Annotated in this window: 28 protein-coding genes; 17 read left to right on the plus strand and 11 right to left on the minus strand. The window is 59.7% G+C overall.

Annotated elements, in window-relative coordinates; translation table 11 throughout:
* Positions 1 to 42: 42 nt before the first annotated feature.
* Positions 43 to 1,053, plus strand: coding sequence for an aldo/keto reductase (locus tag AB4O05_RS18945; RefSeq protein WP_460136001.1), 1,011 nt, complete (start codon positions 43 to 45; stop codon positions 1,051 to 1,053).
* A 146-nt stretch (positions 1,054 to 1,199) separates the two neighbouring features.
* Positions 1,200 to 2,081: an EamA family transporter RarD gene (rarD, locus tag AB4O05_RS18950; RefSeq protein ID WP_460136000.1), complete on the plus strand. Its 882-nt coding sequence runs from the start codon at positions 1,200 to 1,202 to the stop codon at positions 2,079 to 2,081.
* A 62-nt stretch (positions 2,082 to 2,143) separates the two neighbouring features.
* Here the strand turns inward: rarD and AB4O05_RS18955 are convergent, their stop codons facing one another.
* The 3 genes from AB4O05_RS18955 to AB4O05_RS18965 form a co-directional block, all read right to left on the minus strand.
* Complete coding sequence (locus AB4O05_RS18955) at positions 2,144 to 3,385, minus strand: dermonecrotic toxin domain-containing protein (RefSeq protein WP_460135999.1); 1,242 nt, start codon at positions 3,383 to 3,385, stop codon at positions 2,144 to 2,146.
* 162 nt (positions 3,386 to 3,547) lie between these two features.
* Positions 3,548 to 4,624, minus strand: a complete 1,077-nt coding sequence (gene hppD, locus AB4O05_RS18960; RefSeq protein WP_460135998.1) for a 4-hydroxyphenylpyruvate dioxygenase — start codon at positions 4,622 to 4,624, stop codon at positions 3,548 to 3,550.
* A gap of 242 nt (positions 4,625 to 4,866) precedes the next feature.
* On the minus strand, positions 4,867 to 5,790 hold the full coding sequence (locus tag AB4O05_RS18965; RefSeq protein WP_460135997.1) for a DMT family transporter: 924 nt from the start codon (positions 5,788 to 5,790) through the stop codon (positions 4,867 to 4,869).
* Between the two features lie 76 nt (positions 5,791 to 5,866).
* Between AB4O05_RS18965 and AB4O05_RS18970 the strand changes: the two genes are divergently transcribed.
* From AB4O05_RS18970 to AB4O05_RS18980, 3 genes are all read left to right on the plus strand, one after another.
* Positions 5,867 to 6,778 (plus strand): LysR family transcriptional regulator, encoded by a 912-nt coding sequence (locus tag AB4O05_RS18970; RefSeq protein ID WP_460135996.1) that lies wholly within the window; start codon positions 5,867 to 5,869, stop codon positions 6,776 to 6,778.
* Positions 6,779 to 6,822: 44 nt separating this feature from the next.
* Complete coding sequence (locus AB4O05_RS18975; RefSeq protein ID WP_460135995.1) at positions 6,823 to 8,364, plus strand: EAL domain-containing protein; 1,542 nt, start codon at positions 6,823 to 6,825, stop codon at positions 8,362 to 8,364.
* A gap of 197 nt (positions 8,365 to 8,561) precedes the next feature.
* A complete protein-coding gene (locus AB4O05_RS18980) occupies positions 8,562 to 8,927 on the plus strand; it encodes a histone-like nucleoid-structuring protein, MvaT/MvaU family (RefSeq protein ID WP_460135993.1) in 366 nt (121 codons plus the stop codon).
* Between the two features lie 112 nt (positions 8,928 to 9,039).
* Here the strand turns inward: AB4O05_RS18980 and AB4O05_RS18985 are convergent, their stop codons facing one another.
* Complete coding sequence (locus AB4O05_RS18985) at positions 9,040 to 9,567, minus strand: DUF4946 domain-containing protein (RefSeq protein WP_460135992.1); 528 nt, start codon at positions 9,565 to 9,567, stop codon at positions 9,040 to 9,042.
* Positions 9,568 to 9,763: 196 nt separating this feature from the next.
* Between AB4O05_RS18985 and gloA the strand changes: the two genes are divergently transcribed.
* The gene (gloA, locus tag AB4O05_RS18990; protein WP_460135991.1) at positions 9,764 to 10,285 is read left to right on the plus strand and encodes a lactoylglutathione lyase; all 522 of its coding nucleotides are present in this window, start codon (positions 9,764 to 9,766) and stop codon (positions 10,283 to 10,285) included.
* 61 nt (positions 10,286 to 10,346) lie between these two features.
* Here the strand turns inward: gloA and ahpF are convergent, their stop codons facing one another.
* From ahpF to AB4O05_RS19005, 3 genes are all read right to left on the minus strand, one after another.
* The gene (ahpF, locus tag AB4O05_RS18995) at positions 10,347 to 11,912 is read right to left on the minus strand and encodes an alkyl hydroperoxide reductase subunit F (protein ID WP_460135990.1); all 1,566 of its coding nucleotides are present in this window, start codon (positions 11,910 to 11,912) and stop codon (positions 10,347 to 10,349) included.
* Positions 11,913 to 12,042: 130 nt separating this feature from the next.
* A complete protein-coding gene (gene ahpC, locus AB4O05_RS19000) occupies positions 12,043 to 12,606 on the minus strand; it encodes an alkyl hydroperoxide reductase subunit C (protein WP_003173835.1) in 564 nt (187 codons plus the stop codon).
* 133 nt (positions 12,607 to 12,739) lie between these two features.
* On the minus strand, positions 12,740 to 13,672 hold the full coding sequence (locus AB4O05_RS19005) for a site-specific integrase (protein WP_460164776.1): 933 nt from the start codon (positions 13,670 to 13,672) through the stop codon (positions 12,740 to 12,742).
* A 170-nt stretch (positions 13,673 to 13,842) separates the two neighbouring features.
* Here AB4O05_RS19005 and AB4O05_RS19010 point away from each other — a divergent pair, with 170 nt between their 5' ends.
* Positions 13,843 to 14,850 carry a DNA-binding protein gene (locus AB4O05_RS19010; protein WP_460135987.1) on the plus strand — a complete coding sequence of 336 codons (1,008 nt, stop codon included), beginning with the start codon at positions 13,843 to 13,845 and terminating at the stop codon, positions 14,848 to 14,850.
* Here the strand turns inward: AB4O05_RS19010 and gorA are convergent, their stop codons facing one another.
* Both gorA and galU read right to left on the minus strand, forming a co-directional pair.
* Positions 14,851 to 16,209 carry a glutathione-disulfide reductase gene (gorA, locus tag AB4O05_RS19015; protein WP_460135986.1) on the minus strand — a complete coding sequence of 453 codons (1,359 nt, stop codon included), beginning with the start codon at positions 16,207 to 16,209 and terminating at the stop codon, positions 14,851 to 14,853.
* Positions 16,210 to 16,310: 101 nt separating this feature from the next.
* Positions 16,311 to 17,150 carry a UTP--glucose-1-phosphate uridylyltransferase GalU gene (gene galU, locus AB4O05_RS19020; RefSeq protein WP_003212579.1) on the minus strand — a complete coding sequence of 280 codons (840 nt, stop codon included), beginning with the start codon at positions 17,148 to 17,150 and terminating at the stop codon, positions 16,311 to 16,313.
* A gap of 315 nt (positions 17,151 to 17,465) precedes the next feature.
* Between galU and AB4O05_RS19025 the strand changes: the two genes are divergently transcribed.
* Together AB4O05_RS19025 and AB4O05_RS19030 are read left to right on the plus strand one after the other, a co-directional pair.
* Positions 17,466 to 17,651: a hypothetical protein gene (locus AB4O05_RS19025; protein ID WP_010562799.1), complete on the plus strand. Its 186-nt coding sequence runs from the start codon at positions 17,466 to 17,468 to the stop codon at positions 17,649 to 17,651.
* A 141-nt stretch (positions 17,652 to 17,792) separates the two neighbouring features.
* On the plus strand, positions 17,793 to 18,074 hold the full coding sequence (locus AB4O05_RS19030) for a hypothetical protein (RefSeq protein ID WP_460135985.1): 282 nt from the start codon (positions 17,793 to 17,795) through the stop codon (positions 18,072 to 18,074).
* Between the two features lie 10 nt (positions 18,075 to 18,084).
* On the opposite strand, the gene AB4O05_RS19035 is transcribed toward AB4O05_RS19030, so the two are convergent.
* Together AB4O05_RS19035 and AB4O05_RS19040 are read right to left on the minus strand one after the other, a co-directional pair.
* Complete coding sequence (locus tag AB4O05_RS19035) at positions 18,085 to 18,315, minus strand: hypothetical protein (protein ID WP_460135984.1); 231 nt, start codon at positions 18,313 to 18,315, stop codon at positions 18,085 to 18,087.
* Between the two features lie 136 nt (positions 18,316 to 18,451).
* Complete coding sequence (locus tag AB4O05_RS19040) at positions 18,452 to 18,802, minus strand: hypothetical protein (RefSeq protein ID WP_460135983.1); 351 nt, start codon at positions 18,800 to 18,802, stop codon at positions 18,452 to 18,454.
* Positions 18,803 to 19,015: 213 nt separating this feature from the next.
* On the opposite strand from AB4O05_RS19040, the gene AB4O05_RS19045 reads away from it, so the two are divergent.
* The 8 genes from AB4O05_RS19045 to modC all read left to right on the plus strand — a co-directional run bounded on the left by AB4O05_RS19045 (position 19,016) and on the right by modC (position 25,102).
* Positions 19,016 to 19,318, plus strand: coding sequence for a DUF1883 domain-containing protein (locus AB4O05_RS19045; protein ID WP_034105160.1), 303 nt, complete (start codon positions 19,016 to 19,018; stop codon positions 19,316 to 19,318).
* Positions 19,319 to 19,343: 25 nt separating this feature from the next.
* Positions 19,344 to 19,511, plus strand: a complete 168-nt coding sequence (locus tag AB4O05_RS19050; protein WP_012724160.1) for a hypothetical protein — start codon at positions 19,344 to 19,346, stop codon at positions 19,509 to 19,511.
* A 3-nt stretch (positions 19,512 to 19,514) separates the two neighbouring features.
* Complete coding sequence (gene alkB, locus AB4O05_RS19055) at positions 19,515 to 20,180, plus strand: DNA oxidative demethylase AlkB (protein ID WP_460135982.1); 666 nt, start codon at positions 19,515 to 19,517, stop codon at positions 20,178 to 20,180.
* Between the two features lie 75 nt (positions 20,181 to 20,255).
* On the plus strand, positions 20,256 to 21,302 hold the full coding sequence (ada, locus tag AB4O05_RS19060) for a bifunctional DNA-binding transcriptional regulator/O6-methylguanine-DNA methyltransferase Ada (RefSeq protein ID WP_460135981.1): 1,047 nt from the start codon (positions 20,256 to 20,258) through the stop codon (positions 21,300 to 21,302).
* 105 nt (positions 21,303 to 21,407) lie between these two features.
* Complete coding sequence (locus tag AB4O05_RS19065) at positions 21,408 to 22,466, plus strand: NAD(P)H-dependent flavin oxidoreductase (RefSeq protein WP_460135980.1); 1,059 nt, start codon at positions 21,408 to 21,410, stop codon at positions 22,464 to 22,466.
* Positions 22,467 to 22,583: 117 nt separating this feature from the next.
* Entirely contained in the window at positions 22,584 to 23,336 is a 753-nt protein-coding gene (gene modA, locus AB4O05_RS19070; RefSeq protein WP_460135979.1) for a molybdate ABC transporter substrate-binding protein, read from the plus strand.
* On the plus strand, positions 23,337 to 24,017 hold the full coding sequence (gene modB, locus AB4O05_RS19075; protein WP_460135978.1) for a molybdate ABC transporter permease subunit: 681 nt from the start codon (positions 23,337 to 23,339) through the stop codon (positions 24,015 to 24,017).
* Between the two features lie 5 nt (positions 24,018 to 24,022).
* Complete coding sequence (modC, locus tag AB4O05_RS19080) at positions 24,023 to 25,102, plus strand: molybdenum ABC transporter ATP-binding protein (protein ID WP_460135977.1); 1,080 nt, start codon at positions 24,023 to 24,025, stop codon at positions 25,100 to 25,102.
* Positions 25,103 to 25,124 lie beyond the last annotated feature (22 nt).

A 25,124-nucleotide genomic window follows, 5' to 3' on the forward strand; every position in this document is an offset into this window, starting at 1 on the left:
GGTATTGCATGGTGCACGTTTTCCTGCATTAAGGAGCTTTGCATGATTTACCGCACATTGGGCCAGTCCGGTTTGAAGGTCAGCGCCTTGACCCTGGGCGCCATGATGTTTGGCGAACAGACCAACACCGAAGACTCGCTGCGCATCATCGACAAGGCCTGGGACCAGGGTATCAACTTCATCGACACGGCGGATGTGTACACCGGCGGGCGCTCCGAAGAACTGGTCGGCGAAGCCATTGCGCGGCAGCGCCAGGATTGGGTGGTGGCGTCCAAAGTCGGCTTCGGCCCGCCGGACGGTGTGCCTAACCGCAGCGGTTTGAGCCGCAAACGGATATTCACGGCGCTGGAGGCCAGCCTGACGCGGCTGGACACCGATTATCTGGACATCTACTACCTGCACCGCGAGGACCACAACACGCCACTGGAGGTGACGATATCGGCCATTGGCGACCTGATACGCCAGGGCAAGATCCGCTACTGGGGCCTGTCCAATTACCGTGGCTGGCGCATTGCCGAAGTGATCCGCATCGCCGAGCGCCTGGGGGTGGACAGGCCGGTAATCAGCCAGCCGCTGTACAACATCGTCAATCGCCAGGCCGAGGTCGAGCAGATCACCGCCGCCGCCACGTACGGCCTGGGCGTGGTGCCTTACAGCCCACTGGCGCGGGGCGTGCTCAGCGGCAAATATGCGCCGGATGTGACACCCGAACCGGGCAGCCGCGCCGCGCGCCAGGACAAGCGCATCCTGGAAACCGAATGGCGCGTGGAGTCGCTGCGCATTGCCCAGCAGATCCAGCAATACACCCAAGGGCGCGGCGTGGAGATGGTGCCGTTTGCCATCGCCTGGGTGCTGAACAACTCGGCGGTGAGTTCGGCAATTGTCGGGCCGCGTACCGAAGCGCAGTGGGACGCCTACACTGGCGCGCTGGAGGTGAAGATCACGGCCGAGGATGAGGCGTTTATCGACGCATTGGTCACACCTGGGCACTCATCCACGCCGGGGTTCAATGACGTCAGCCACTTTGTCTCGGGGCGCATGGCGCGCATCTGAAGGGCAAAAAAACCTGGATCACAGCCCCCACCCAGGGGGCTGTGAGAAAATTTCCGCTACACGCCCCAAAACAGAGCAGCCGTTTCCCGCCGAAGCCCCCATAATGCCCTCCTCTTTTTGTACACATCGGTTTTCGCGAGGACAGCGTGTCTAAAGGTGTTGTGTTATCGGTCTCGGCCTCGGTGCTGTTTGCCGGGATGTATTACTTCACATCGTTGCTCGCACCTTTGAGCGGCCTGGAGATCTTCGGCTGGCGCATGCTGCTGACCGTGCCGTGCATGACGGTCTTCATGATCGTCAGCGGCGAATGGCGGCGCGTGTGGAAACTGCTGCAAATGCTGGCGGCCAAGCCCTGGCTGATGGGCGGCATGCTGCTGTCATCGGCTTTGCTCGGCGTGCAGTTGTGGCTGTTCATGTGGGCGCCGTTGAACGGGCGCAGCCTGGATGTATCCCTCGGTTACTTCCTGTTGCCCTTGAGCATGGTGCTCACCGGACGCCTGGTGTGGGGCGAGCAGTTGTCATACCTGCAAAAGATCGCGGTGTTCTTTGCCTGCCTTGGGGTACTCAATGAGTTATACCAGGCCGGCGGCTTCTCTTGGGCGACGCTGGTGGTGATCATTGGTTACCCGCTGTACTTCATCGTGCGTAAATCCCTCAAGACCGACCACCTGGGCGGGCTGTGGCTGGATATGGCGTTGATGCTGCCCGTGGCGTGGTGGTTTGTGCAAAGCGGCGAACAGGGCTACGCGGTGATGGACGCCCACCCCAAGCTGTACGCGCTGATTCCGCTGCTGGGCCTGATCAGCGCCTCGGCGCTGGTGAGCTATATCATCGCCAGCCGCTTACTGGCGTTCAGCCTGTTCGGCCTGCTCAGTTATGTCGAGCCGGTCCTGTTGCTGGTGGTAGCACTGCTGCTGGGCGAAGGGATCAAGGCAGGGGAATGGTTGACCTACATTCCGATCTGGCTCGCGGTCATGGTGCTGGTGTACGAAGGGTTCAAGCATCTGGTGCGTCAGCGTCGAGCCTGAACGGTGAATGGATGTCGGCGTGGGGGCATCCATACCCCTCTGGAAGGTTGCGCGGTAATCGCTTAGCGGGCCACCACCTGGGCTTTCGGTTCTTCGGGGGTGCCGAACCGCTCCTCAAGCAGATCCGCGGCCTCCTCCAATTGCGCTCTTCTCTGACCATAAACCGGGATAAGGCTTTGCAGTTCATCGCCGACCTTTTCCAAGGCGCTATCCATCGCCTCCCTTTCAACACCAAAGAGTTTGCCGAGCCGATTGTCATGGTTCAGTTCAAGCAACGTGCCTTTCACGGGGTTCTTGACGATGGTCTCGATCGAATTGGCCACATCCTCCGGCACGCCCAGTACTTTCAACGCGGTGCCCAGGCCGTGGCCGGGGTTTCTGAGTTGCTTGAGGAATTCGTCGTAGAGCCCGCGCAGATCATTGGCGCCCACATTGTCCAGGGCTACGTTGGCGACTTTGCGCGTGTATTGCTTGAGCGTCATCGGCGTCAGCGGCTCATCGTTATTCAGCCCGTTTCGAACCAAATAGAAGTCGTTCTTGTTGCCGCCGTGCAGGTTGCCGTAGGCGTCATAGCTGAAGAGTACCTCCTTGCCATCTGGCCGGGTGCCGATATAGGTGGCTTTACCATCGGGCTTGATTGAAAAAAGGCGAGTTTGGCTAAGCCCGTTGACCTGCACGGGCGGGACAGTAGCGTCCTTATCCAATCGTTGGAAAATGTCGCCTTTCTCATAGGCAAAGCTGCCGACCACGGCATTGATGTCGTCCGCGGCAAACCGCACCAACGTCTCCTTGACTCGCTCGACCTGACCAGGCGCTGCAGCCAAGGAAAAATGCCGGGCGAACGCGTCAAGTTGTTCGGGGTCGGTCGCCATTTCCTTGAGCCACGTCGTCATGTCCTCGGCCGTGGTGAACTCATGAAACGAAGCCTCATCCTCGTGCGGAACATACAACAGAAAATTGGGGCCTTCCGGTGTGACCGGCACTCGCTTGACGACCACGATGTCGCTGGATTGCGCGCCATCCACCGCAAAAGTGGAAACCTGTACGCCAGGCGCGCCTTTTTTAGCGGGCGGTATCGCCGCTTCAGCCAGTTTGTATCCCTTGGCGCTCAGAGCACCATCCAGGTAATCCGACTGCAAGCTATCCAGATACGCTTCACGCGCACGGTCAGGCGCCTGTGAATCGATCGCGGAGCGCGCGATGCGGGTTGGCCCGGCGTGTTCGCTGTGTATTTCGGGCCTCTGAATGAGCGCCTGTATCGATGGAGGGATCGGGGGGTGATTGACATACGAAACTGTGCTCATGGAAATACCTGTAGGCTGGAAATGACAGTGAGAGGCTGTAGGCAACCTTCCTCCCAGCTGTCTGAGTGAGCCTCAGCGAATATCTGGTTCCCTGCCGATCGGCACGCATAAAGAAGCCCGACGGGGCACATCCTCCGTCGGGCTCGGTTTCACGCTGGCCGATCAGTCGGTGGCGAGCACACCGCGACGCACCTGGTCGCGCTCGATGGACTCGAACAGTGCCTTGAAGTTGCCCTCGCCAAACCCATCGTCGCCTTTGCGCTGGATGAATTCGAAGAACACCGGGCCCATCAGGGTTTCCGAGAAGATTTGCAGCAGCAGGCGCTTGTCGCCTTCAACGGAGGAACCGTCGAGCAGGATGCCGCGCGCTTGTAACTGGTCTACCGGCTCGCCGTGGTTCGGCAGGCGGCCTTCAAGCATTTCGTAGTAAGTATCCGGCGGCGCGGTCATGAAGCGCATGCCGATCTTCTTCAGGGCGTCCCAGGTCTTGATCAGGTCGTCGGTGAGGAACGCCACGTGCTGGATACCTTCGCCGTTGAACTGCATCAGGAACTCTTCGATCTGCCCGGCGCCCTTGGACGACTCTTCGTTCAGCGGGATGCGGATCATGCCATCCGGGGCGCTCATGGCCTTGGAGGTCAGGCCGGTGTACTCGCCCTTGATATCGAAATAGCGGGCTTCACGGAAGTTGAACAGTTTCTCGTAGAAGTTGGCCCAGTAGGCCATGCGTCCGCGATAGACGTTGTGGGTCAGGTGGTCGATGACCTTGAGGCCGGCGCCCTGCGGGTTACGGTCCACACCGTCGAGGTACACAAAGTCGATGTCATAGATCGAACTGCCTTCACCAAAGCGGTCGATCAGGTACAGCGGCGCGCCGCCAATGCCCTTGATCGCCGGCAAGTTGAGTTCCATCGGGCCGGTTTCGATATGAATCGGTTGCGCCCCCAATTCCAGCGCACGGTTGTAGGCTTTTTGCGAGTCCTTGACGCGGAACGCCATGCCGCACACCGACGGGCCATGTTCGGCCGCGAAATAGGAGGCGATGCTGTTGGGTTCGTTGTTGAGGACCAGATTGATCTCACCCTGGCGGTACAGGTGCACGTTCTTGGAACGGTGGGTGGCCACCTTGGTAAAGCCCATGATCTCGAAGATCGGCTCCAGGATGCCAGGGGTAGGCGATGCGAATTCGATGAATTCAAAGCCCATCAGGCCCATTGGGTTTGCGTATTGGTCGGCCATGTTCGGCGCCTCATTCTTGTGGTGAGCGGATATCAATTGCCAGCAAGGGTGAGGTGTAAGGGTGGCGCGCAGGAGAGACCTCGCACGCTGCGGGCGAGGAAGTCACCAAAGATGAGGGGGGAGCCGAGTCGCTTCATGGTTACATCAGTCTCTGACGGCCGAGGCTTGCGTGAGCGCAAGTCCGTATTCTTGTATGCGTAAATCGATTCTACACAGCGTAACAGGGTTTGTCCGTACTCTTATCAAATCCCCATTACCCTGGCCCGCGCAAGGGGTTTGTTACACAGGTAGATGCCCAGCAGAATCACCGCCCCACCCACCAACATGGGGGCTGTCAACTGCTCGCCCAACAGCAAGGCCCCACAGATCACTGCGGTGAGAGGGTTGAGCGCGATAAACACACCGGACCGCGTGGCACCGATACGCCGGATGCCGTCGTAGTAACCGATATAGGCCAGCGCAGAGCCCAGTACGCCCAGGTACACCAGGCTCAACAGTTGAGGCAGATCGATACGGCCAAGGCTTTCAATCGTGAAACGCCCCATGGATACGGTGGTGACGCTCAGCATCAACGTGCCCAGCAGCACCGACCAGGTAACGGTCTGCAAAGGGCCGAGGCTGGCGTTCAGGCTTCGTGAAAACAACGAGTAAATGCCCCATGCCAGCACACAGCCGAAAATCAACAGATCACCCAGCCAACTGTTGGGTGCCGCCTGCAGCAGCTGTGGGTTGCGACTGACAATCACGCTGGCGGCGCCTCCCAGGCACAGCGCGATGCCGATGATTTTGTCGCGCCCCAGGCCTTCCTTGAAGAGCAGCCAGGACGCCAGGCCGATCACCGCCGGGTTCAACGCCACGATCAACGAGGCCCGCGATGCGTTGATGTACTGCAGCCCATAAAAGAAACACAGGTTGTAGAAAAAGATACCGAAGAACCCCAGCACCGTCAGTTGCGCCAGCTGCCTGCCGCTGGGGCGCGCCAGAGGGATGCGCGCAACCGCCATGAACAGCAACAGTGCAACGCTCGCCAGCATGAACCGCAGGCTGGCGGCCAGCAGCGGGTTGAGCTGGTCCGCCAGGTAACGCCCGGCGACAAAGGTGCCGCCCCAGATCATGGTGACAGCGGCGAGTTTGCAGTAGGTCAGGCAGTCCGAGGCTGGGCGCATGGGATTGGCTCAAGGAATGGAAGAATGCGCGTATTCTTTAGCTAATGACCTATCATCGTAAAATGAGCTATCACTCATGACCCTGACCCAACTGGAAATCTTCTCCCTTGTGGCTGAACTGCAGGGCTTCACCAGCGCCGCCCATCGCCTGGGGATCAGCCAATCGGCGGTGTCCCATGCGATCAAGGCCCTGGAGCAGGAGCTGGGCGTGGAGCTGTTCCGGCGCCATCAGACGCTGGTTGAGCCAAGCGACATCGGCCAGCAATTGCTGGGGCGCGCCCGTGCCATGCTGGGCCTGGCCAACACCCTGCAACAGGAAGCCGCCGATGCCCGCGGCATGAAGCGCGGCACCTTGCGCATCGGTTCGTTCGGCCCGACGGCATCGATTCGCCTGCTGCCGGCCATTCTCGATCAGTTTCGCGCGGCCCATCCGGGGATCGAGGTGCATGTGGACGAAGGCCCCGACCGCCAGGTACTGCAGTGGCTGGATGAGCGGCGGATCGACGTGGGCTTTGTGGTACTGGAGCAGGAGCGCTTCGACACCTTTGCCTTGTTCGAGGACCAGATGGTGGCATTGTTGCCGACCAAACATCCTTTGGTGGCACGCGACACACTGAGCTTGCAGGACCTGTGCGACGATCCGTTCATTCTCACTGAGGCCGGTTCCGCGGAACTGGTCACCCGCCTGTTTGCCGCGGCTCAATTGCGCCCGAAGGTGCGCTATCGCTGCGCCCAGTTGCTGAGCACGCTGGATGCGGTCAGCCGTGGCGATGGCTTGAGCATCGTCGCCGAGGCTTCGTTACCGCGCAGTGTGGATGCGCGCTATGCCGTACGGCCACTGTCCCCCCGCGTACCGCGCCAGATCGGCCTGGCCGTGCTTGATCGTCGCCAGTCATCGCCCGCCACCCTGGCGTTCATCCAGATTGCGCAAAGCCTGGGTATGGCGAGCTTATTTCAAGCAGGCCATCTATCATCGAAAGATTCCTGACCGGCCTGCCGGTAAAGTCCTTTTTGCAACAGGCCCCAGACCCCATGCCCTTCACCGTCAAAGGTCCTCGAAACCCCCTCGGGCGCTATATAATCAGCGTGTTCTGCGGGCTGCTGCCGATTCTGCTGGGTGTGGTCATCCTCCATTGGCAGGCCGAACGCACCCTTGAACAAAGTACCGCGCAAACCGCGCGGGAAGCGGTGCGCCAGTTCGACCTGATGCTCGACAACACCGCCCTCGCCGCCCAGGCCCTGCTGCCGCTGGCCGGCCAGCCTTGCGACAGCAACGTGCAATTGGCACTGCGTGAGCAGGTCACGCGCCGGCCGTTTGTGCGGGCCACCACCTTGTCGTGGCAGCAGAACATTTATTGCAGCTCACTGTTTGGCGACAGCCACCGGTCTGCGGTCAACACGAATGATTATGTCGACGGCAGCTTGTGGCTGATGAACGGCAACCCGGTGACGCCGGATACCGCGCTGCTGGTTTATCGGCTGGCCGAAGGCGACAAAGGCGCCTTCGCATCCATCGACGGTTACCACCTGACCAATGCGTTGCGCCTGATCAGCCGTTACGCGCAGCTGGTTTTACAGGTCGGCCCCCACTGGCTGGACGCCGACGGCTCAGTGCACAACCTGCCCGTGCCGGCGTTTGCCGTGGCCCCTCACCACCTTGTGTCGGCACGCTACCACTACAGTGTCGACGCCGGCATGCCGGCCGGTGAAGTGTGGCGATACATGCAGGATCGCTACCCGCCGCTATTCAGCCTGGTGGTGTTCTTTGGCGTGTTGGCGGGGCTGTTCGCATACTGGCTGCAAAAGCGCTCCTCTTCCCCTACCCATGAACTGCAACGCGCCCTGGGTGCCAATGAGTTCGTCCCATACTTTCAACCGGTGGTGCGTGGCGACACCCACGCATGGGCCGGTTGTGAAGTGCTGATGCGCTGGCACCACCCCAAGGAGGGCGTGGTTCGACCCGACCTGTTTATCCCGCTGGCCGAACACTCCGGCCTGATCGTGCCAATGACCCGCGCTCTGCTACGCCAGACCGCCGCGCAACTGGCACCCCATGCGGCGCGTTTCAGCCCAGGCTTCCATATTGGGGTGAATATCACCGCGCGGCATTGCCACGACCTCGCGCTGGTGCAGGACTGTCGTGAATTTCTAGCCGCCTTTCCACCGGGCCAAGTGACCCTGGTGCTGGAATTGACCGAGCGTGAGCTGATCGAACCCACCGATACCGCCCGCCGCCTGTTCGATGCGCTGCATGAACTGGGCGTGATGATTGCCATCGATGATTTCGGCACCGGCCATTCCAGCCTGGGTTACTTGCGCAATTTCAATGTGGACTACTTGAAGATCGACCAGAGTTTTGTTGCCATGATCGGAGCGGACGCACTATCAGGTCATATTATCGACAGCATCATCGAATTGTCCGGCAAGCTCGACCTGGGCATTGTCGCAGAAGGCGTGGAAACAGCCGAGCAGTGCGAATATCTGGCGGCTCACGGTGTGGATTTCCTACAGGGCTACCTGTTTGGAAGACCTTTGCCCTGTGATGAGTTCATTAAATTCCTGGCCAAGCATTGAATAGCCATGCACTACACACTTGGAAATATTGTTAGCAAGGTGAAAGACGTGATTTACTCGTGGCGCATTAACTACTACAATTTTTCCTGCCTGCGTTGAACTCGCAGGACGACTTTTTCTTTGAGTCGCCTTAAAGCTTTTGGCTTAGCTTTGCCTGCAGTTGATATCAGCCAAATACACTATTGGAGTACAGAATTTTGTCCAGACTCGCCGAATTTCGCGCAGCAGAAAAAGCCCTTCAAGAGCAGCTTGCCCAGTTGGAGTCCCTTAAGAACGACGCGGGCTTGAAGAAAGAAATCGAATTCGAAGAAAAGCTTCAGGCGTTGATGAAAACCTACGGCAAAAGCCTGCGTGAAATCATCCTGATCCTCGATCCAAACGCGGGCAAGTCCAGCGCGGCTGCCACTGCTGCACCAAAACAGCGCCGCGCGCGCGTAGTCAAGGTGTACCAGAACCCGCACACCGGTGAACTGATCGAAACCAAGGGCGGCAACCACCGTGGCCTCAAGGCCTGGAAAGAACAGTACGGCGCCGCTACTGTAGACTCCTGGCTTCGCGGCTGATCACGCTGCACTAATAAAGAGCCCCGCTTATGCGGGGCTTTTTCTATTCAAGGGTTCGAAACCGAACTTAAATAACATTTCATCTTGTTCATAATCGATCGATTTGACGCTCTTAAAGTTTCAGGCTGTCACGCACTGAACTGACTTCATCCTTGCTCGCCTCGTATGCCTGGACCTGGCCCGCGTATGAAAAAACATACGCTTTATCGGTATCAACAGCACCGACCAATGTTTGCGACAGTATGTGCCGCCCGTTTTCGGTAATCACGCAAGTAGTTTCCAGTGCGTCAAGGCGGCTCAATGTGGCAGCGTGCATTTTGGTGCAAACGCTTTGATAGCCGCTTCGAGCAAAATCCTTCTGTATGGCTTTGCGCATCTCCAATAACACGCCTTGAAGATTAACTTTGTGCCCCGCCTCAATCGGCGTGCCGGTCAACTCCATGACCATCAACGTGTTGCCGTTTTCATCATGCTTGATCGCACGCTGACGCGATACCGACGCAGGCTTTGCCGGTGCCTCGCCGTCGACCATCACGTCCTCGACTTGCCAGCCGCTGGGCCAATGAATTTCCGGGTCGGCCGCCAGCACGAAAGAACTGGCCAATAGCAGAAAAGCAGCGCCTATACGAACGTCGATCATGCAAAACACACCCAAGGATCAAGTAACAAAGTGTGAGCCTGGCACCCGCCGGCCGCAAGGCCTGCGTGACCTTTTCATTTGGCGCGGCGGCCGGGCCTTGCGTATCATGGTTCGGCTGCAAGGATGCTGGCCGCAAGCCAAGGGAACGCTCCTCTCACCTGGAGCCGCATTTGCCTCATTTTTTTCTGGAGGGCCCATGAGCCTGCACGAACTGAACACTTTCCCGGGCGTTACCGCCCAACCTGACACCGCAACCACGAACTTCGTGTTCAACCACACCATGCTGCGGGTCAAGGACATTACCAAGTCGCTGGATTTCTACACCCGCGTCCTGGGCTTCTCCCTGGTTGAAAAACGCGACTTTCCCGACGCCGAATTCAGCCTGTACTTCCTGGCCCTGGTGGACAAGGCGCAGATCCCGGCCGACGCCGCCGAGCGCACCCAGTGGATGAAGTCGATCCCGGGCATCCTGGAGCTGACCCACAACCACGGCACCGAAAACGATGCCGACTTCGCTTACCACAACGGCAATACCGACCCGCGCGGCTTTGGCCACATCTGCATCTCGGTGCCGGATATCGTTGCGGCGTGCGAACGCTTCGAAGCCCTGGGCTGCGACTTCCAGAAGCGCCTGAACGACGGCCGCATGAAAAGCCTGGCGTTCATCAAGGACCCGGACGGCTACTGGGTTGAGATCATCCAGCCAGCACCGCTGTAAAGATCTCGCGCAGCAAAAAGCCCCATGATCGCTCATGGGGCTTTGTATTTACGGTCTGGGTTTACGCCGGCGCGGAGGTACGAATCAGGTGGTCGAATGCGCTCAGCGAAGCCTTGGCGCCCTCGCCTACGGCAATCACGATCTGCTTGTATGGCACGGTCGTCACGTCACCGGCGGCGAATACGCCTGGCAGTGAAGTTTCGCCACGCGCATCGACGATGATCTCGCCACGTGGGGTCAGCTCGACGGTGCCTTTGAGCCAATCAGTGTTTGGCAGCAAACCGATCTGCACAAAGATGCCTTCCAGGTCGATGGTCTTGAACTCGCCGGTATCGCGGTCCTTGTAGGCAAGGCCGGTAACTTTCTGACCGTCGCCTTTGACTTCGCTGGTCAGCGCGCTGGTGATCACATCAACGTTCGCCAGGCTGTACAGCTTGCGTTGCAACACCGCATCGGCGCGCAACTTGCTGTCGAACTCCAGCAAGGTCACGTGGCTGACAATCCCGGCCAGGTCGATGGCGGCTTCAACACCGGAGTTACCACCGCCGATCACCGCGACGCGCTTGCCTTTGAACAGCGGGCCATCGCAGTGCGGGCAGAAGCATACGCCCTTGGCTTTATATTCCTGCTCGCCCGGCACACCCATTTCACGCCAGCGGGCGCCGGTCGCCAGGATCACGGTTTTGGACTTGAGGGTCGCACCGCTTTCAAAGCGAATTTCGTGGAGCTCACCGGCATTTTTTGCAGGGATCAGGCTGCTGGCGCGCTGCAAGTTCATGATGTCCACGTCGTACTGACGCACATGGGCTTCCAGCGCACTGGCCAGTTTCGGCCCTTCGGTTTCCTGTACCGAGATGAAGTTCTCGATGGACATGGTGTCCAGCACCTGGCCACCAAAACGCTCTGCAGCCACGCCGGTACGAATACCTTTGCGCGCCGCATAGATGGCGGCCGAAGAACCAGCCGGGCCACCGCCCACCACGAGTACGTCGAAAGCGTCCTTCGCACTGATTTTTTCGGCGGCCTTTTCGAGGCCGCTGGTGTCGAGCTTGGCGAGGATTTCTTCCAGGCCCATGCGGCCCTGGCCGAAGTTCACACCGTTCAAGTAGACGCTTGGCACAGCCATGACCTGACGATCGTCGACTTCGGCCTGGAACAATGCACCGTCGATGGCGACGTGGCGGATATTCGGGTTAAGCACCGCCATCAGGTTCAGCGCCTGGACCACGTCCGGGCAGTTCTGGCACGACAGCGAGAAGTAAGTTTCGAAGCTGAACTCACCTTTCAGGGCGCGAATTTGTTCAATCACTTCAACACTGGCCTTCGACGGGTGGCCACCGACTTGCAGCAGGGCCAGCACCAACGAAGTGAATTCATGGCCCATGGGGATGCCGGCGAAACGCAGGCTGATATCGGCACCCGGGCGGTTGATGGAGAACGACGGCTTGCGCGCATCATCACCATCGGTCTTCAGGGTAATCAGCGTGGTCAGGCTGACGACGTCCTGCAAAAGAGCAAGCATTTCCTGGGATTTCGCGCCGTCATCGAGGGAGGCGACGATCTCGATCGGCTGGGTGACCCGCTCCAGGTATGACTTCAACTGAGCTTTAAGATTGGCGTCCAACATACGGGCGATTTCCTATTAATTCGGTTTATTGCAGACAAAAAAACGCCCGAGCAACTTTCGCCCGGGCGTCTTGAGGGCGGATGCAGCTTACTTAAGTGCGGAGTTCCGCCCTTGATACGTCTTCACAGAGTTAGATCTTGCCGACCAGGTCCAGGGACGGAGCCAGAGTAGCCTCGCCTTCTTTCCACTTGGCTGGGCACACTTCGCCTGGGTGAGCAGCTACGTACTGAGCAGCCTTGATCTTGCGCAGCAGCTCGGAAGCGTCACGGCCCACACCACCGTCGTTCAATTCAACGATCTTGATCTGGCCTTCAGGGTTGATCACGAAGGTACCGCGGTCTGCCAGGCCAGCCTCTTCGATCAGCACGTCGAAGTTGCGGGAAATGGTCAGGGTAGGGTCGCCGATCATGGTGTATTGGATTTTGCCGATGGCTGGCGAAGTGTTGTGCCAGGCAGCGTGAGCAAAGTGGGTGTCGGTGGAAACGCTGTAGATTTCGACGCCCAGTTTCTGGAATTCGGCGTAGTTGTCGGCCAGGTCTTCCAGCTCGGTTGGGCAAACGAAGGTGAAGTCGGCTGGGTAGAAGAACACGACGGACCACTTGCCTTTCAGGTCAGCGTCGGTCACATCTACGAAGTTGCCGTTTTTGTATGCGGTTGCTTTGAACGGTTTTACTTGGCTGTTGATGATAGGCATCGTTGACTCTCCGTCAGGGGTTAAGAAGTTGATGAAGTGAATCCTACCCACTCCTTCGGCCGATGGCTCATTGGCAAACCTGATGCTGACGATTGGTTTTCGCTATCAGCCGGCTGTATTAATAGAAGAAATCTCAAAGCAGCGCTTGGGTCGCCAGGGTCATACCGAGAAAGGGGGTCGCTTCAACATAGCGCATGGCCGATTTCATGTCGCTCCAGCCGACGTAACTCATCAGTGACTTCAGGTCCCAGCCGCTGCGATGAGCCCAGGTGGCAAAGCCACGGCGCAAGGAATGGCTGGTGTATTGCTCGGCGGCGATGCCAGCACGCTCAAGGGCCTGGCGCAACAACGGGATAACGCTGTTGGGATGCAAGCCCCCCTCCCCCAGATTGCCCCAGCGGTCGACACCCCGGAATACCGGGCCGCGCACCAGGGCCGAGGCGCTGAGCCATTCGCTGTAGGCCTGCACCGGGCACAACCGCAGCAGCGCCGGGGTGTGGTAAGTCTTGCCGAGGTTGTCGCGGTCGCTTTTGCTGCGCGGCAGGTACAGGCTGATCCCGGCACCAGGCGTGGCCTGGACATGCTCGATCTGCAGGCGGCACAGCTCGTCGCTGCGAAAGCCGCGCCAGAAACCCAGCAGGATCAGCGCCGTATCTCGTTTGGCGCGCAGCAGGCGCGGGTGATCCTCAGTGTCGAGCGCTTGCCTGGCCTGCGCCTCAAGCGAGGCCACCACCTGCTCCAGGTGTTTGAGCTGCAAAGGTTCGGCCTGTTTCTCCTGCGCGGGGTGCACGGCGCGGATGCCCTTGAGCACCTTGCGCACCACCGGTGCCTTGGTCGGGTCGGAAAAACCCTGGCTGGTATGCCATTGCGCCAATGCCGAGAGCCGCAGCTTCAAGGTGTTGACCGCCAGCACCCCCGCATGCGCCACCAGATAGCGCGCCACGCTGTCGCTGGTGGCGGGCAGGAAGCCACCCCAACTCACTTCAAAGTGTTCAATCGCCGCGCGATAGCTGCGCCGCGTGTTGTCGCGGGTAGCGGCATTGAGATAACGATCCAGATCGCTCATGGGAGGCCTATTCGTACTGCTGGCGGGTGTATCAGCATTCAAACCCCGTATCACACGGGATAATACGCCAATATCCCACCTGTTAAAGCCTGAATTTCAAACGATTTTTACTTGTGATATGGTATGTAAATACATACTACATACCACAGTACAAAATCGACGGAGACCCCATGGCTCGCGGCGGCATAAACAAAGCAGTAGTTCAAACGGCACGCCTGGCGATCCTCGCTCGCGGCGAAAACCCCAGCATCGATGCCGTACGCATCGAGATGGGCAATACCGGTTCGAAAACCACGATTCATCGTTATTTGAAGGAACTGGACGACAGCGAAACGCGCCTGACCATCACCGAAGCGCCCATCGACGATGAGCTGGGTGAACTGGTGGCGCGCCTGGCACAGCGCCTGAAGGAGAAGGCGCAGGAGCCGATTGACCTGGCCCAGGCACAATTCGAACAGCAGAAGGCCGCCCTGCTCGACCAGGTGGCGACGCTTGAAGAGGCCCACGGTCAACTCCAGCAGCAGTTCGATATCCAGGCCGCCGCGCTCGCCGAACAAAGCGCCGCCCTGCACACCGCAAGCACCAGCCTGCAGACCGAACAAACCCGCAACGCCGGGCTCAGCCAGGCGTGCAGCGATTACGAATTACGCCTCAGCGACAAAGACGAGCAGATTCGCTCACTGGAAGAAAAACACCTGCACGCTCGTGACGCACTGGAGCATTACCGCAACGCGATCAAAGAGCAGCGTGAGCAGGAGCAGCGGCGCCACGAAGGCCAGTTGCAGCAGCTCCAGGCGGAACTGCGCCAGGCCCAGCAAAGTGCGCTGGTGCGTCAGGACGAAATCACCCAACTGCACCGTGATAACGAGCGGTTGCTGATTGAGCACCGAGTGACCGCAAAGGAACTGAATACGCTGCAGGAACAGGCCCGCAAAGACCAGGCACTGCACCTCAAGCTGAACGAACAGGTGAATAGGGCCGACAACGAACGAAGCCTGCTTCAGGAGCGCCTGCGCGTCGCCGTGCTGGAGAACCAGTCGCGTCAGCAGACACTGGCCGAACAGCAGCACGCCAACAAAACCCTGGAGCTTGAGCTTATCAAGGCCCAGGCCAGTATCGAGGCATTGCGCCTGGCGGCCGTCGTTGCAACGGCGCCAGAGGCAACCCCCAAAACCTGATCAGTGCGCCACAGGCGTGCGCATGGTGACAAACTCTTCCGCCGCCGTGGGGTGCACGCCGATGGTTTCGTCAAAATGCTGCTTGGTCGCGCCCGCCTTGAGCGCGATCGCCAGGCCCTGGACGATCTCACCGGCGTCCGGGCCCACCATATGGCAGCCCAGCACTTTATCGGTGTCGGCATCGACCACCAGTTTCATCAGGGTCTTCTCCTGGCAATCCGTCAGCGTCAGCTTCATCGGCCGGAAGCGGCTTTCGAAAACCTGCACCTTATGGCCGTTCTTCTTCGCCTCCTCTTCCGTCAAGCCGACCGTGCCGATATTCGGCAGGCTGAACACCGCTGTCGGGATCATCGCGTAATCCACCGGGCGATAGTGCTCGGGCTTGAACAGGCGACGCGCCACGGCCATGCCTTCGGCGAGCGCTACCGGCGTCAGCTGTACGCGGCCGATCACATCGCCGATTGCCAGGATCGATGGCTCGGAAGTCTCGTACCGATCATTCACCTGGACAAACCCACGCTCATCCAAGTTGACGCCGGTGTTTTCCAAGCCGAGGTTATCCAACATCGGGCGGCGGCCGGTGGCATAGAACACACAATCGGCTTCCAGCACGCGACCGTCTTTCAGGGTGGCCGCGAGGCTGCCGTCGGGCTGTTTATCGATGCGCTCGATATCAGCGTTGAATTGCAGGTCCAGACCGCGCTTGGTCAACTCTTCCTTCAGGTGCGTGCGCACCGCGCCATCAAAACCGCGCAGGAACAGGTCACCGCGATACAGCAGCGAGGTTTTTGCACCCAAGCCGTGGAAAATTCCGGCGAACTCCACGGCGATATAGCCACCGCCAACCACCAGTACGCGCTTGGGCAGCGCTTTAAGGAAGAACGCCTCGTTGGAGCCAATTGCGTGCTCATGCCCTGGGATCTGCGGAATCTGTGGCCAGCCACCGGTAGCGATCAGGATGTGCTTGGCGGTAAAGCGCTCACCATTGATTTCCACCTGATGCGCGTCAACCAGCCGCGCATGCCCTTCATGCAGGGTCACGCCGCTGTTGACCAGCAGGTTGCGATAGATGCCATTGAGGCGGTTGATCTCGCGATTCTTGTTGGCGATCAGGGTCGCCCAGTCGAAGTTCGCCTCGCCCAGGGACCAGCCAAAACCGCCGGCCTGCTCGAAGTCTTCGGCAAAATGCGCGCCGTACACCAACAGCTTCTTCGGCACGCACCCGACGTTGACACAGGTCCCTCCCAGGTAGCGGCTTTCCGCCACGGCCACCTTCGCGCCAAAGCCCGCGGCAAAGCGTGCCGCGCGAACACCGCCGGAACCGGCGCCAATTACATACAGGTCAAAATCGTAGGCCATTTCACTCTCCTCGGCAGGCCATCAGCATACCGACTTACATGGGACCGAAAAACGAAAAAGCCACCTGCGAAGGTGGCTTTTTAGAAGTGGGCAAGCGTGAATCAGTAAGCCTTGCCAGTCTTGTAGAAGTGCTCGTAGCAGAAGTTGGTCGCTTCAATGTAGCCTTCGGCGCCACCGCAGTCAAAACGACGACCTTTGAACTTGTAGGCAATCACGCAACCGTCTTTGGCCTGCTTCAACAGGGCGTCGGTGATCTGGATCTCGCCACCCTTGCCTGGCTCGGTTTCTTCGATCAACTTGAAGATGTCCGGCGTCAGGATGTAGCGACCGATGATCGCCAGATTCGACGGTGCGTCTTCCGGTGCTGGCTTCTCGACCATATCGCGTACACGGATCAGGCCATCGCCAATGTCGTCGCCGGCAATCACGCCGTACTTGTTGGTTTCCTGAGGGTCAACCTCTTGAACCGCGACGATGGTGCAGCGATATTTCTGGTACAGCTTGACCATCTGGGTCAGTACGCCGTCGCCTTCCAGGTTGACACACAGGTCATCCGCCAGTACCACGGCGAACGGTTCGTCACCGATCAGCGGACGGCCGGTGAGGATCGCGTGGCCGAGGCCTTTCATCTGGGTCTGACGGGTGTAGGAGAACGAGCATTCGTCGAGCAGCTTGCGGATACCGACCAGGTATTTTTCCTTGTCGGTGCCCTTGATCTGGTTTTCCAGCTCGTAGCTGATGTCGAAGTGGTCTTCCAGTGCGCGCTTACCACGCCCAGTCACGATGGAGATTTCGTTCAGACCGGCATCCAGTGCCTCTTCAACGCCGTACTGAATCAGTGGCTTGTTCACCACCGGCAGCATCTCTTTGGGCATGGCCTTGGTCGCTGGCAAGAAGCGAGTGCCGTAACCGGCTGCTGGGAACAAGCATTTCTTGATCATATGGGTCCTTACAAAACAAAGGGCTATGCGTACGGAATTCGGCGCAGTCTAATCAGGCCGCAGTCGCCTTACAATGGGCAGCTGCTGGCGTTGCGATGTCATCATAGAGAAAAAATGTCGGCGTAAGTTCCGCTAATCTTACGAAGAGCTTCCACGCCGACACGACAAAAAATGCCTGGCCCTCCTGTTTAAAAGGGCTGCAACTGTTTTAGCACGCTTTTCAGCGCACGACACTGACCTTGAATAACTTGCGCGGCCCCGCGACATTTGGCGCTATCATTACGCCCTTGAACCAGACCACGAGATTGTTAATAGATGTCAGAACCAAAAGGCGTGAACGGCTACCTGATCACACAGCGAGCGGATGGCTGGCACTTGATCAACTTCCACGGCGATAGCGTCGCGGGCTCATTCGCCACCGAGCGTGAAGCGATTGCGGTAGCTGAAGTGTTCGTGGATGAAGCAGGCCATGCGTCCAGCAAGCGGCCGAAAGGCAAGTAAGCACCGTACCCTGCACGAAAGCCCCGAGTGACGGGGCTTTTTTGTGTTTGTCTGTACCTAGATGGCAGTTCGCTATAATCTTTTGCAAACGCCCCACGACAGTGTCAGCGCCCCTTCCAACACCTTCGACGACGAACACACATGAACAAGATCCTGGCACTGACCGCGGTACTGGCGCTCGCCGGCTGCACCACCACTTCCGACGTCTACCTGAAAAACGGCGAACAAGGCCTGACCATCGATTGTTCGGGCGAGGCCAATTCCTGGGCCAGTTGCTACGAAAAAGCCGATGCCTCCTGCGCGGGCACCGGCTACCGCATTGTCGGCACCGAGGGCACGCCTGCGCTGAGTGCAGATGACAAAACACTCGGCAAGGATGTGGGCAATTTCAAGGGACGCAGCGTGGTGGTGGTCTGCAAGTAGCGACAACGCCCTATAGGTGAACGTCGGCGAACTTGATACCCAGGCCACGCAGGATCTCGACCAGATCATCCAGGCGCTGGAAGGACTCGACCTCATCCTGATCATTGACCAGGAAGAAACTGCGCCCGCCACTCTTCTTGAAAAACACGATCCACTCACCGAGATCGGCGGGGTTCTGAATGATATGGGTGGTCGAAATCTGACCTTCGGCATGGTGGGCGATGACGTGTTCACGTTTCATGAGCGGCTTCCAGAAAAAGACAAATGCCGCGCAAACTCAGGGTTTGAGCGGCATTTTGCTATTGAATAGCCGACAGTTTAACGGATGCCTTGCCCGATCAACACGCTCTCTACCGTTTGACCCACTCATTAGCGTGTCAGCCGGAAATGCAATCTTCCCCGGCTTTCTTAACGTCGCCTGGGCGAATAGGCACGTTGGACATACTCTCGTAGAGCTTGATGCTGCTGCCACTGGAACGCTCTTCGATTTCAAAGATCGCCGACGGATCAGCCGAGAATTTCTGCGGCACGATCACCTGGACACCGCCCTTGTGAGGCTCGATCTGCGGTGGCCGGCGCGTCGCAGACAATTTATTCACGACGCAAGCGGCATATTCCTGCGGCTTCTTTCCGGAAATAACCGCCAACGTCGGAGGGGTTTGCTTGATGTCTGCAACCGAAGCACACCCACCTATCGCCAAGGTCAGAACCAACACACTCCACTTCATATAAAACCTCCAATAAAGACCCTACGACAGCGGGGATAGTATTTTTCTCCCGCGCACGTAGGATTTATCGCTGATAACGGGGTAAATAACTGTTTTAAATTGTCGATGTGATTGCAGACGAGCGGATAATAAACACGCTGGGGCTGATAAACTCCATCTTAACCTACGTATCGTTCTGATTTTTCAGAAAAAGCCCTTCTGGAGACACCCCTCATGAAATTCATTCACCAGCGCGAGCACCTCAACGAGGGAGATATCGTCGTCATTGAATGCTCGCAGACTTGTAATATTCGTCTGATGAGCGATGCGAATTTTCGCAGTTTCAAGAACGGCGGACGCCACACCTACCACGGTGGCGCATTCGATACATTCCCCGCCAAAATCACCGCGCCCAGCACCGGGTTCTGGAACATCACCCTGGATGTGGTCACGCGCCGCGCCATCAGCGTTACCCGCAAACCTGCGCTGTCCCACAAGATTCGCATCGTACGCCGCACCAGCAGCAAGCTGAGCTGACCCGAATACGCCACAGGAAATAGCCGTGACTGCCACCACTAAATATGTGATCAAGTACAAACTCAACGGCGAGCGCCGCTTTGAGTTCGCGCAACTGCAGACCAACAGCGTCGAAGAAGCCAAACAAGCCTTGGCGAAAATCCATGATGCCAGTGATGAAATCACCGACATCAACGTGAGCAAGGCGCTCTAAGCCATGCCCGGCCCCACCGCCGACCTGTTCGCCGATGATGCCCTGCAACAACCCTCGGGGCGTGAGCAAATTGGCGAACAATCCTATGTGCTGAGGGGTTATGCCCTGCCTTGGGTTGAGCAATTGCTACCCGAACTGCGCCGTGTGCTGGCGCAATCGCCATTTCGGCAAATGGTCACCCCCGGTGGCTTCACCATGTCCGCAGCGTTGAGCAGTTGCGGCGAGTTGGGCTGGACCACCGACACTCGCGGCTACCGCTACAGCCCCTTGGACCCGCGCAGTCAGCAACCCTGGCCGGCCCTGCCCGACGCGTTGCGCGAACTGGCTGTGCGCGCGGCGGCAGACGCCGGGTTTATCGGCTTCGCGCCCGACGCCTGCCTGATCAACCGTTATCTGACGGGGGCTAAAATGTCGTTGCACCAGGACAAGAACGAACGCTGCTTCGACGCGCCTGTGGTATCGCTGTCCCTCGGCTTGCCGGCGATCTTTCTGTTTGGCGGCCATGCCCGCAGCGACAAGCCGCAGAGGATCTCGTTGTTCCATGGCGACGTGGTGGTTTGGGGCGGGGTCGATCGCCTGCGTTTTCACGGCGTGATGCCGATCAAGGACGGGGTGCACCCGGTCATGGGGCCGCAGCGCATCAACCTGACGTTTCGCACCGCCGGCTGATTTGACCGCAAGCTTCGGAGTGCCAGGCGAACACCGCACGACTAACCTGCCCAGGAACCGTCAAGAGTGCCGACCATGACCGCCGAACAAGATCCCCGCTGGGCTGCGATTCTCGCCCGCGACCCCAAGGCTGACGCGCTGTTCGTCTACGGCGTGAAAACCACCGGTGTATATTGCCGGCCCAGCAGCGCCTCGCGTTTGCCGCGCCCGGAAAACATCGAATTCTTCGACTCGCCGGCGCATGCCGAAGCGGCCGGTTATCGCCCGAGCAAACGCGCCGCCGGCGACCAGACCCAGCGCGCCGCCCAACATGCGCGACTGGTGGCCGACGCCTGCCGCTATATCGAACAGGCCGACACCCCGCCCAGTCTGGCCACTCTCGCCGCACACACGGGGCTGAGCCCGTTTCACTTCCACCGCGTATTCAAAGCGGTCACCGGCCTGACGCCCAAGGGCTACGCCAGCGCCCACCGCTCACGCAAAGTGCGTGACGGGCTCAAGGGCCAACACTCGGTGACCGATGCGCTGTATGACGCAGGCTTCAATTCCAACAGTCGCTTCTATGAGTCGGCCCACCAGCGGCTCGGCATGAAACCCAGCGACTACAAGGCCGGCGGCACCAACAGCGAGATACGGTTTGCGGTGGGGCAATGTTCGCTGGGGGCGATCCTGGTAGCGCAGAGCCCACGCGGTGTGTGCGCGATTTTGCTGGGGGATGATCCGGACCAACTGGTGCGTGACCTGCAGGATCAATTCCCCAGGGCCGACCTGGTGGGCGCCGATCACAGCTTTGAACAGTTGATCGCGCACGTCGTGGGTTTTATCGAAGCGCCCGCACTGGGCCTGGACCTGCCCCTGGATTTACGCGGCACCGCGTTTCAGGAGCGGGTATGGCAAGCCTTGCGCGACATCCCGGTGGGCGCCACCGCCAGCTATGCGCAGATCGCCGAACGAATCGGCGCGCCCACGGCGTATCGGGCAGTGGCCCAGGCCTGTGGCGCGAACAGCCTGGCGGTGGCGATCCCCTGTCACCGCGTGGTGCGCAGCAACGGCGACGTGTCCGGCTATCGCTGGGGGGTTGAGCGCAAGCGGCAGTTGCTGGAGCGTGAACGCGACCACTGAGGCTCACGAAAAACACGTCTCGTCCAGTGAATAAAACAGACTGGCCGGCAGCCGGGCGCCCTGCTAAAACAGCGAAAAACCTGACTACCGCTGGAGACGCATGCCATGAGCACCTGGCCAGACACTCGTATTCTCGACCTGCTGGGCATCGATGTACCGATCATCCAGGCGCCCATGGCCGTCGGCACCACCACGGCCATGGTCATTGCCGCCAACAACGCCGGCGCACTCGGGTCAATGCCTGCCGCAGCGTTGAGCATCGAGCAACTGCGAGAAGCGCTGGTCACTATCCGTCAGGCCAGCACACGGCCGATCAATGTCAATTTCTTCTGCCATCAGCCGCCCGAGGCGGACGAAGCGCGGGACCTTCACTGGAAAGCGCTGCTGGAGCCTTACTACCGTGAATTGGGCGCCGATTTCGAGGCGCCAACACCGGTCTCCAATCGTGCGCCGTTCAACGACGCCGCCTGCCAGGTGGTTGAAGAATTCCGTCCCGAGGTGGTGAGTTTCCACTTTGGCTTGCCGGAAAAGTCGCTGCTGGATCGGGTAAAAGCCACCGGCGCCAAAGTGCTGTCCTCGGCCACCACGGTGGAAGAAGCGCGCTGGCTGGAACAGCACGGTTGCGATGCAATCATCGCCATGGGCATCGAGGCCGGCGGCCATCGTGGCTTGTTTCTCAGCGACGATCTCAACACCCAGATCGGCCTGTTCGCCCTGCTGCCACAAATCGTTGACGCCGTGCGCGTGCCGGTGATTGCCGCCGGCGGCATCGGCGATGCACGCGGGATTGTCGCAGCGTTCGCCCTGGGCGCCTCGGCGGTACAGATTGGCACCGCCTACCTGTTTACCCCTGAGGCGAATGTGACCGCCACCCACCACCACGCCCTGCGTCATGCCCAAGCCAGCGAAACCGCGCTGACCAACCTGTTCACCGGCCGCCCGGCCCGGGGCATTGTCAACCGGGTGATGCGCGAGTTGGGGGCGATCAACCCGGCGGCGCCGGCGTTCCCCAAGGCCGGTGGTGCGCTGATACCGCTCAAGGCCAAGGATGAAGCCGGGTTCAGCAACCTGTGGGCGGGTCAGGCAGTGCGCCTGGGCAAGGACATGAGCACCTATGACCTGACCCGCCAGTTAGCCGAACAGACGTTGGCCAGGCTCAAATAGGCCCAACGCCTGTGGCAACGTTGCGCTGTACCGGCAATGGCTAACCGCTATATATTCCCATACATAGCGGTAGCGCTTTTTCGCCCTGCCCAGCCGTACATTCCAAGGAGCTGCTTCATGTTGATTCACGCGTCACGCCTGGCCGCCTTGATCGCCGCCCTCACTTTTGGTTCGGCCTACGCCGATGAAGTCCAGGTGGCCGTCGCCGCCAACTTCACCGCGCCGATCCAGGCGATTGCCACCGACTTCGAGAAAGACACCGGCCATAAGCTGGTCGCGGCCTACGGCGCCACCGGGCAGTTCTACGCCCAGATCAAGAACGGCGCGCCCTTCGACGTGTTCCTGAGCGCCGACGACACCACGACACAAAAACTCGAAAACGAAGGTGAGACCGTCAAGGGCTCGCGCTTCACCTACGCCGTAGGCACCCTCGCGCTGTGGTCGGCCCAGGACGGGTACGTGGACGCCCAGGGCCAGGTGCTCAAGAACAATCAATTCAAGCACTTGTCCATCGCCAACCCGAAGGCCGCGCCCTACGGCCTGGCCGCGACCCAAGTGCTGGCAAAGGAAGGCCTGAGCGAGACGGTCAAGGACAAGCTCGTCGAAGGCCAGAACATCACCCAGGCCTATCAGTTCGTGTCCACCGGCAACGCCGAACTGGGTTTTGTGGCCTTGTCGCAGATCTATAAAGACGGCAAGGTCACCCGCGGCTCGGCATGGATCGTCCCCGCTGCCCTGCACGACCCGATCAAACAGGATGCGGTGATCCTCAACAAGGGCAAAGACAGCGCCGCCGCCAAGGCATTGGTCGAGTACCTGAAAGGGCCGAAAGCTGCTGCCATTATCAAGTCCTACGGTTACGAGCTGTAAATGCCGCTATCGAGCGCCGATTTTTCCGCGATCTGGCTGACCATCAAGCTGGCGTCACTGACCACCATGATCCTGCTGGTCATCGGCACACCAATTGCCTTGTGGCTGTCGCGCACGCGCTCCTGGTGGCGGGGGCCCATCGGCGCGATCGTGGCCCTGCCGTTGGTGCTGCCGCCCACGGTGATCGGTTTCTACCTGCTGCTGAGCATGGGGCCCAACGGCTATTTCGGCCAGCTCACCCAATGGCTGGGGCTGGGCACGCTCACCTTCAGCTTCGCCGGGCTGGTGATCGGTTCGGTGATCTACTCCATGCCGTTCGTGGTGCAGCCGTTGCAAAACGCCTTCAGCGCCATCGGCACGCGCCCACTGGAAGTGGCCGCGACATTGCGCGCCAATCCGTGGGATACGTTCTTCAGCGTAATCTTGCCCCTGGCGCGCCCGGGGTTTATCACCGCTTCGATTCTGGGTTTTGCGCATACCGTGGGTGAATTTGGTGTGGTGCTGATGATCGGCGGCAATATCCCCGACAAAACCCGTGTGGTCTCGGTGCAGATCTACGACCATGTCGAAGCCATGGAATACGCCCAGGCCCATTGGCTTGCGGGGTCCATGGTGGTGTTTGCCTTCCTCGTGTTGCTGGCGCTCTATTCCAGCCGTAAAACCAGGATGGGCTGGAGCTGATGGCGATGATCGATATACGCCTGCACCTGAAGTATTCGGGCTTTGCCCTGGATGTGGACCTGCACCTGCCTGGGCGTGGTGTGACCGCGCTGTACGGGCATTCGGGCTCCGGCAAGACCACCTGCCTGCGCTGCATCGCCGGGCTGGAGCGCGCCGATAATGGCTTTATCCAAGTCAACGATGAGGTCTGGCAAGACAGCCGCAACGGGCTGTTCGTGCCACCGCATAAACGCGCGCTCGGCTATGTATTCCAAGAGGCCAGCCTGTTCCCGCACTTGTCGGTGCGCGCCAACCTGGCATTCGGCTTCAAGCGTATCCCGCGCCAGCAACGCCGCGTGGAGATGGCCCAGGCCACCGAATTACTCGGCATCGCTCACTTGCTGGAGCGCTCCCCCCAGCACTTGTCCGGCGGCGAACGCCAGCGTATCGGCATCGCCCGCGCGTTGCTCACCAGCCCAGGGTTGTTGCTGATGGACGAGCCGCTGGCGGCCCTCGACAGCCAGCGCAAGAGCGAGATCCTGCCGTACCTGGAACGCCTGCACGATGAACTGGACATCCCGGTGTTGTATGTCAGCCATGCCCAGGATGAAGTCGCGCGGCTGGCCGATCACATCGTACTGCTCAGCGAAGGCAAGGCCCTGGCCAGTGGCCCTGTCGGCGAAACCCTGGCCCGGCTCGACCTGCCCCTGGCTCGAGGTGACGACGCCGGCGTGGTGATCAACGGCCGCGTCAGCGCTTATGACCCGCACTATCAATTGCTCACCCTGCAATTGCCCGGTGATGCGCTGCACATGCGCGTCGCCCACACGCCGCTGGATCTCGGCAAGGCGCTGCGGGTCAAGGTGCGGGCACGGGATGTGAGCCTCAGCCTGCAAGGCGCCGAACACAGCAGCATCCTCAATCGCCTGCCGGTGACGGTGACCGAGGAAATCCCCGCCGACAACAGCGCCCATGTGCTGGTGCGCCTGGACGCCGACGGCACGCCATTGCTGGCGCGCATCACGCGCTTCTCCCGCGACCAGTTGCAACTGCACCCCGGGCAGGCGCTATGGGCGCAAATCAAGGCCGTCGCGGTGCTGGCCTAACCATTTGGCACGACCGCACAAC

The sequence above is a fragment of the Pseudomonas sp. S1_G07 genome (assembly GCF_054668565.1).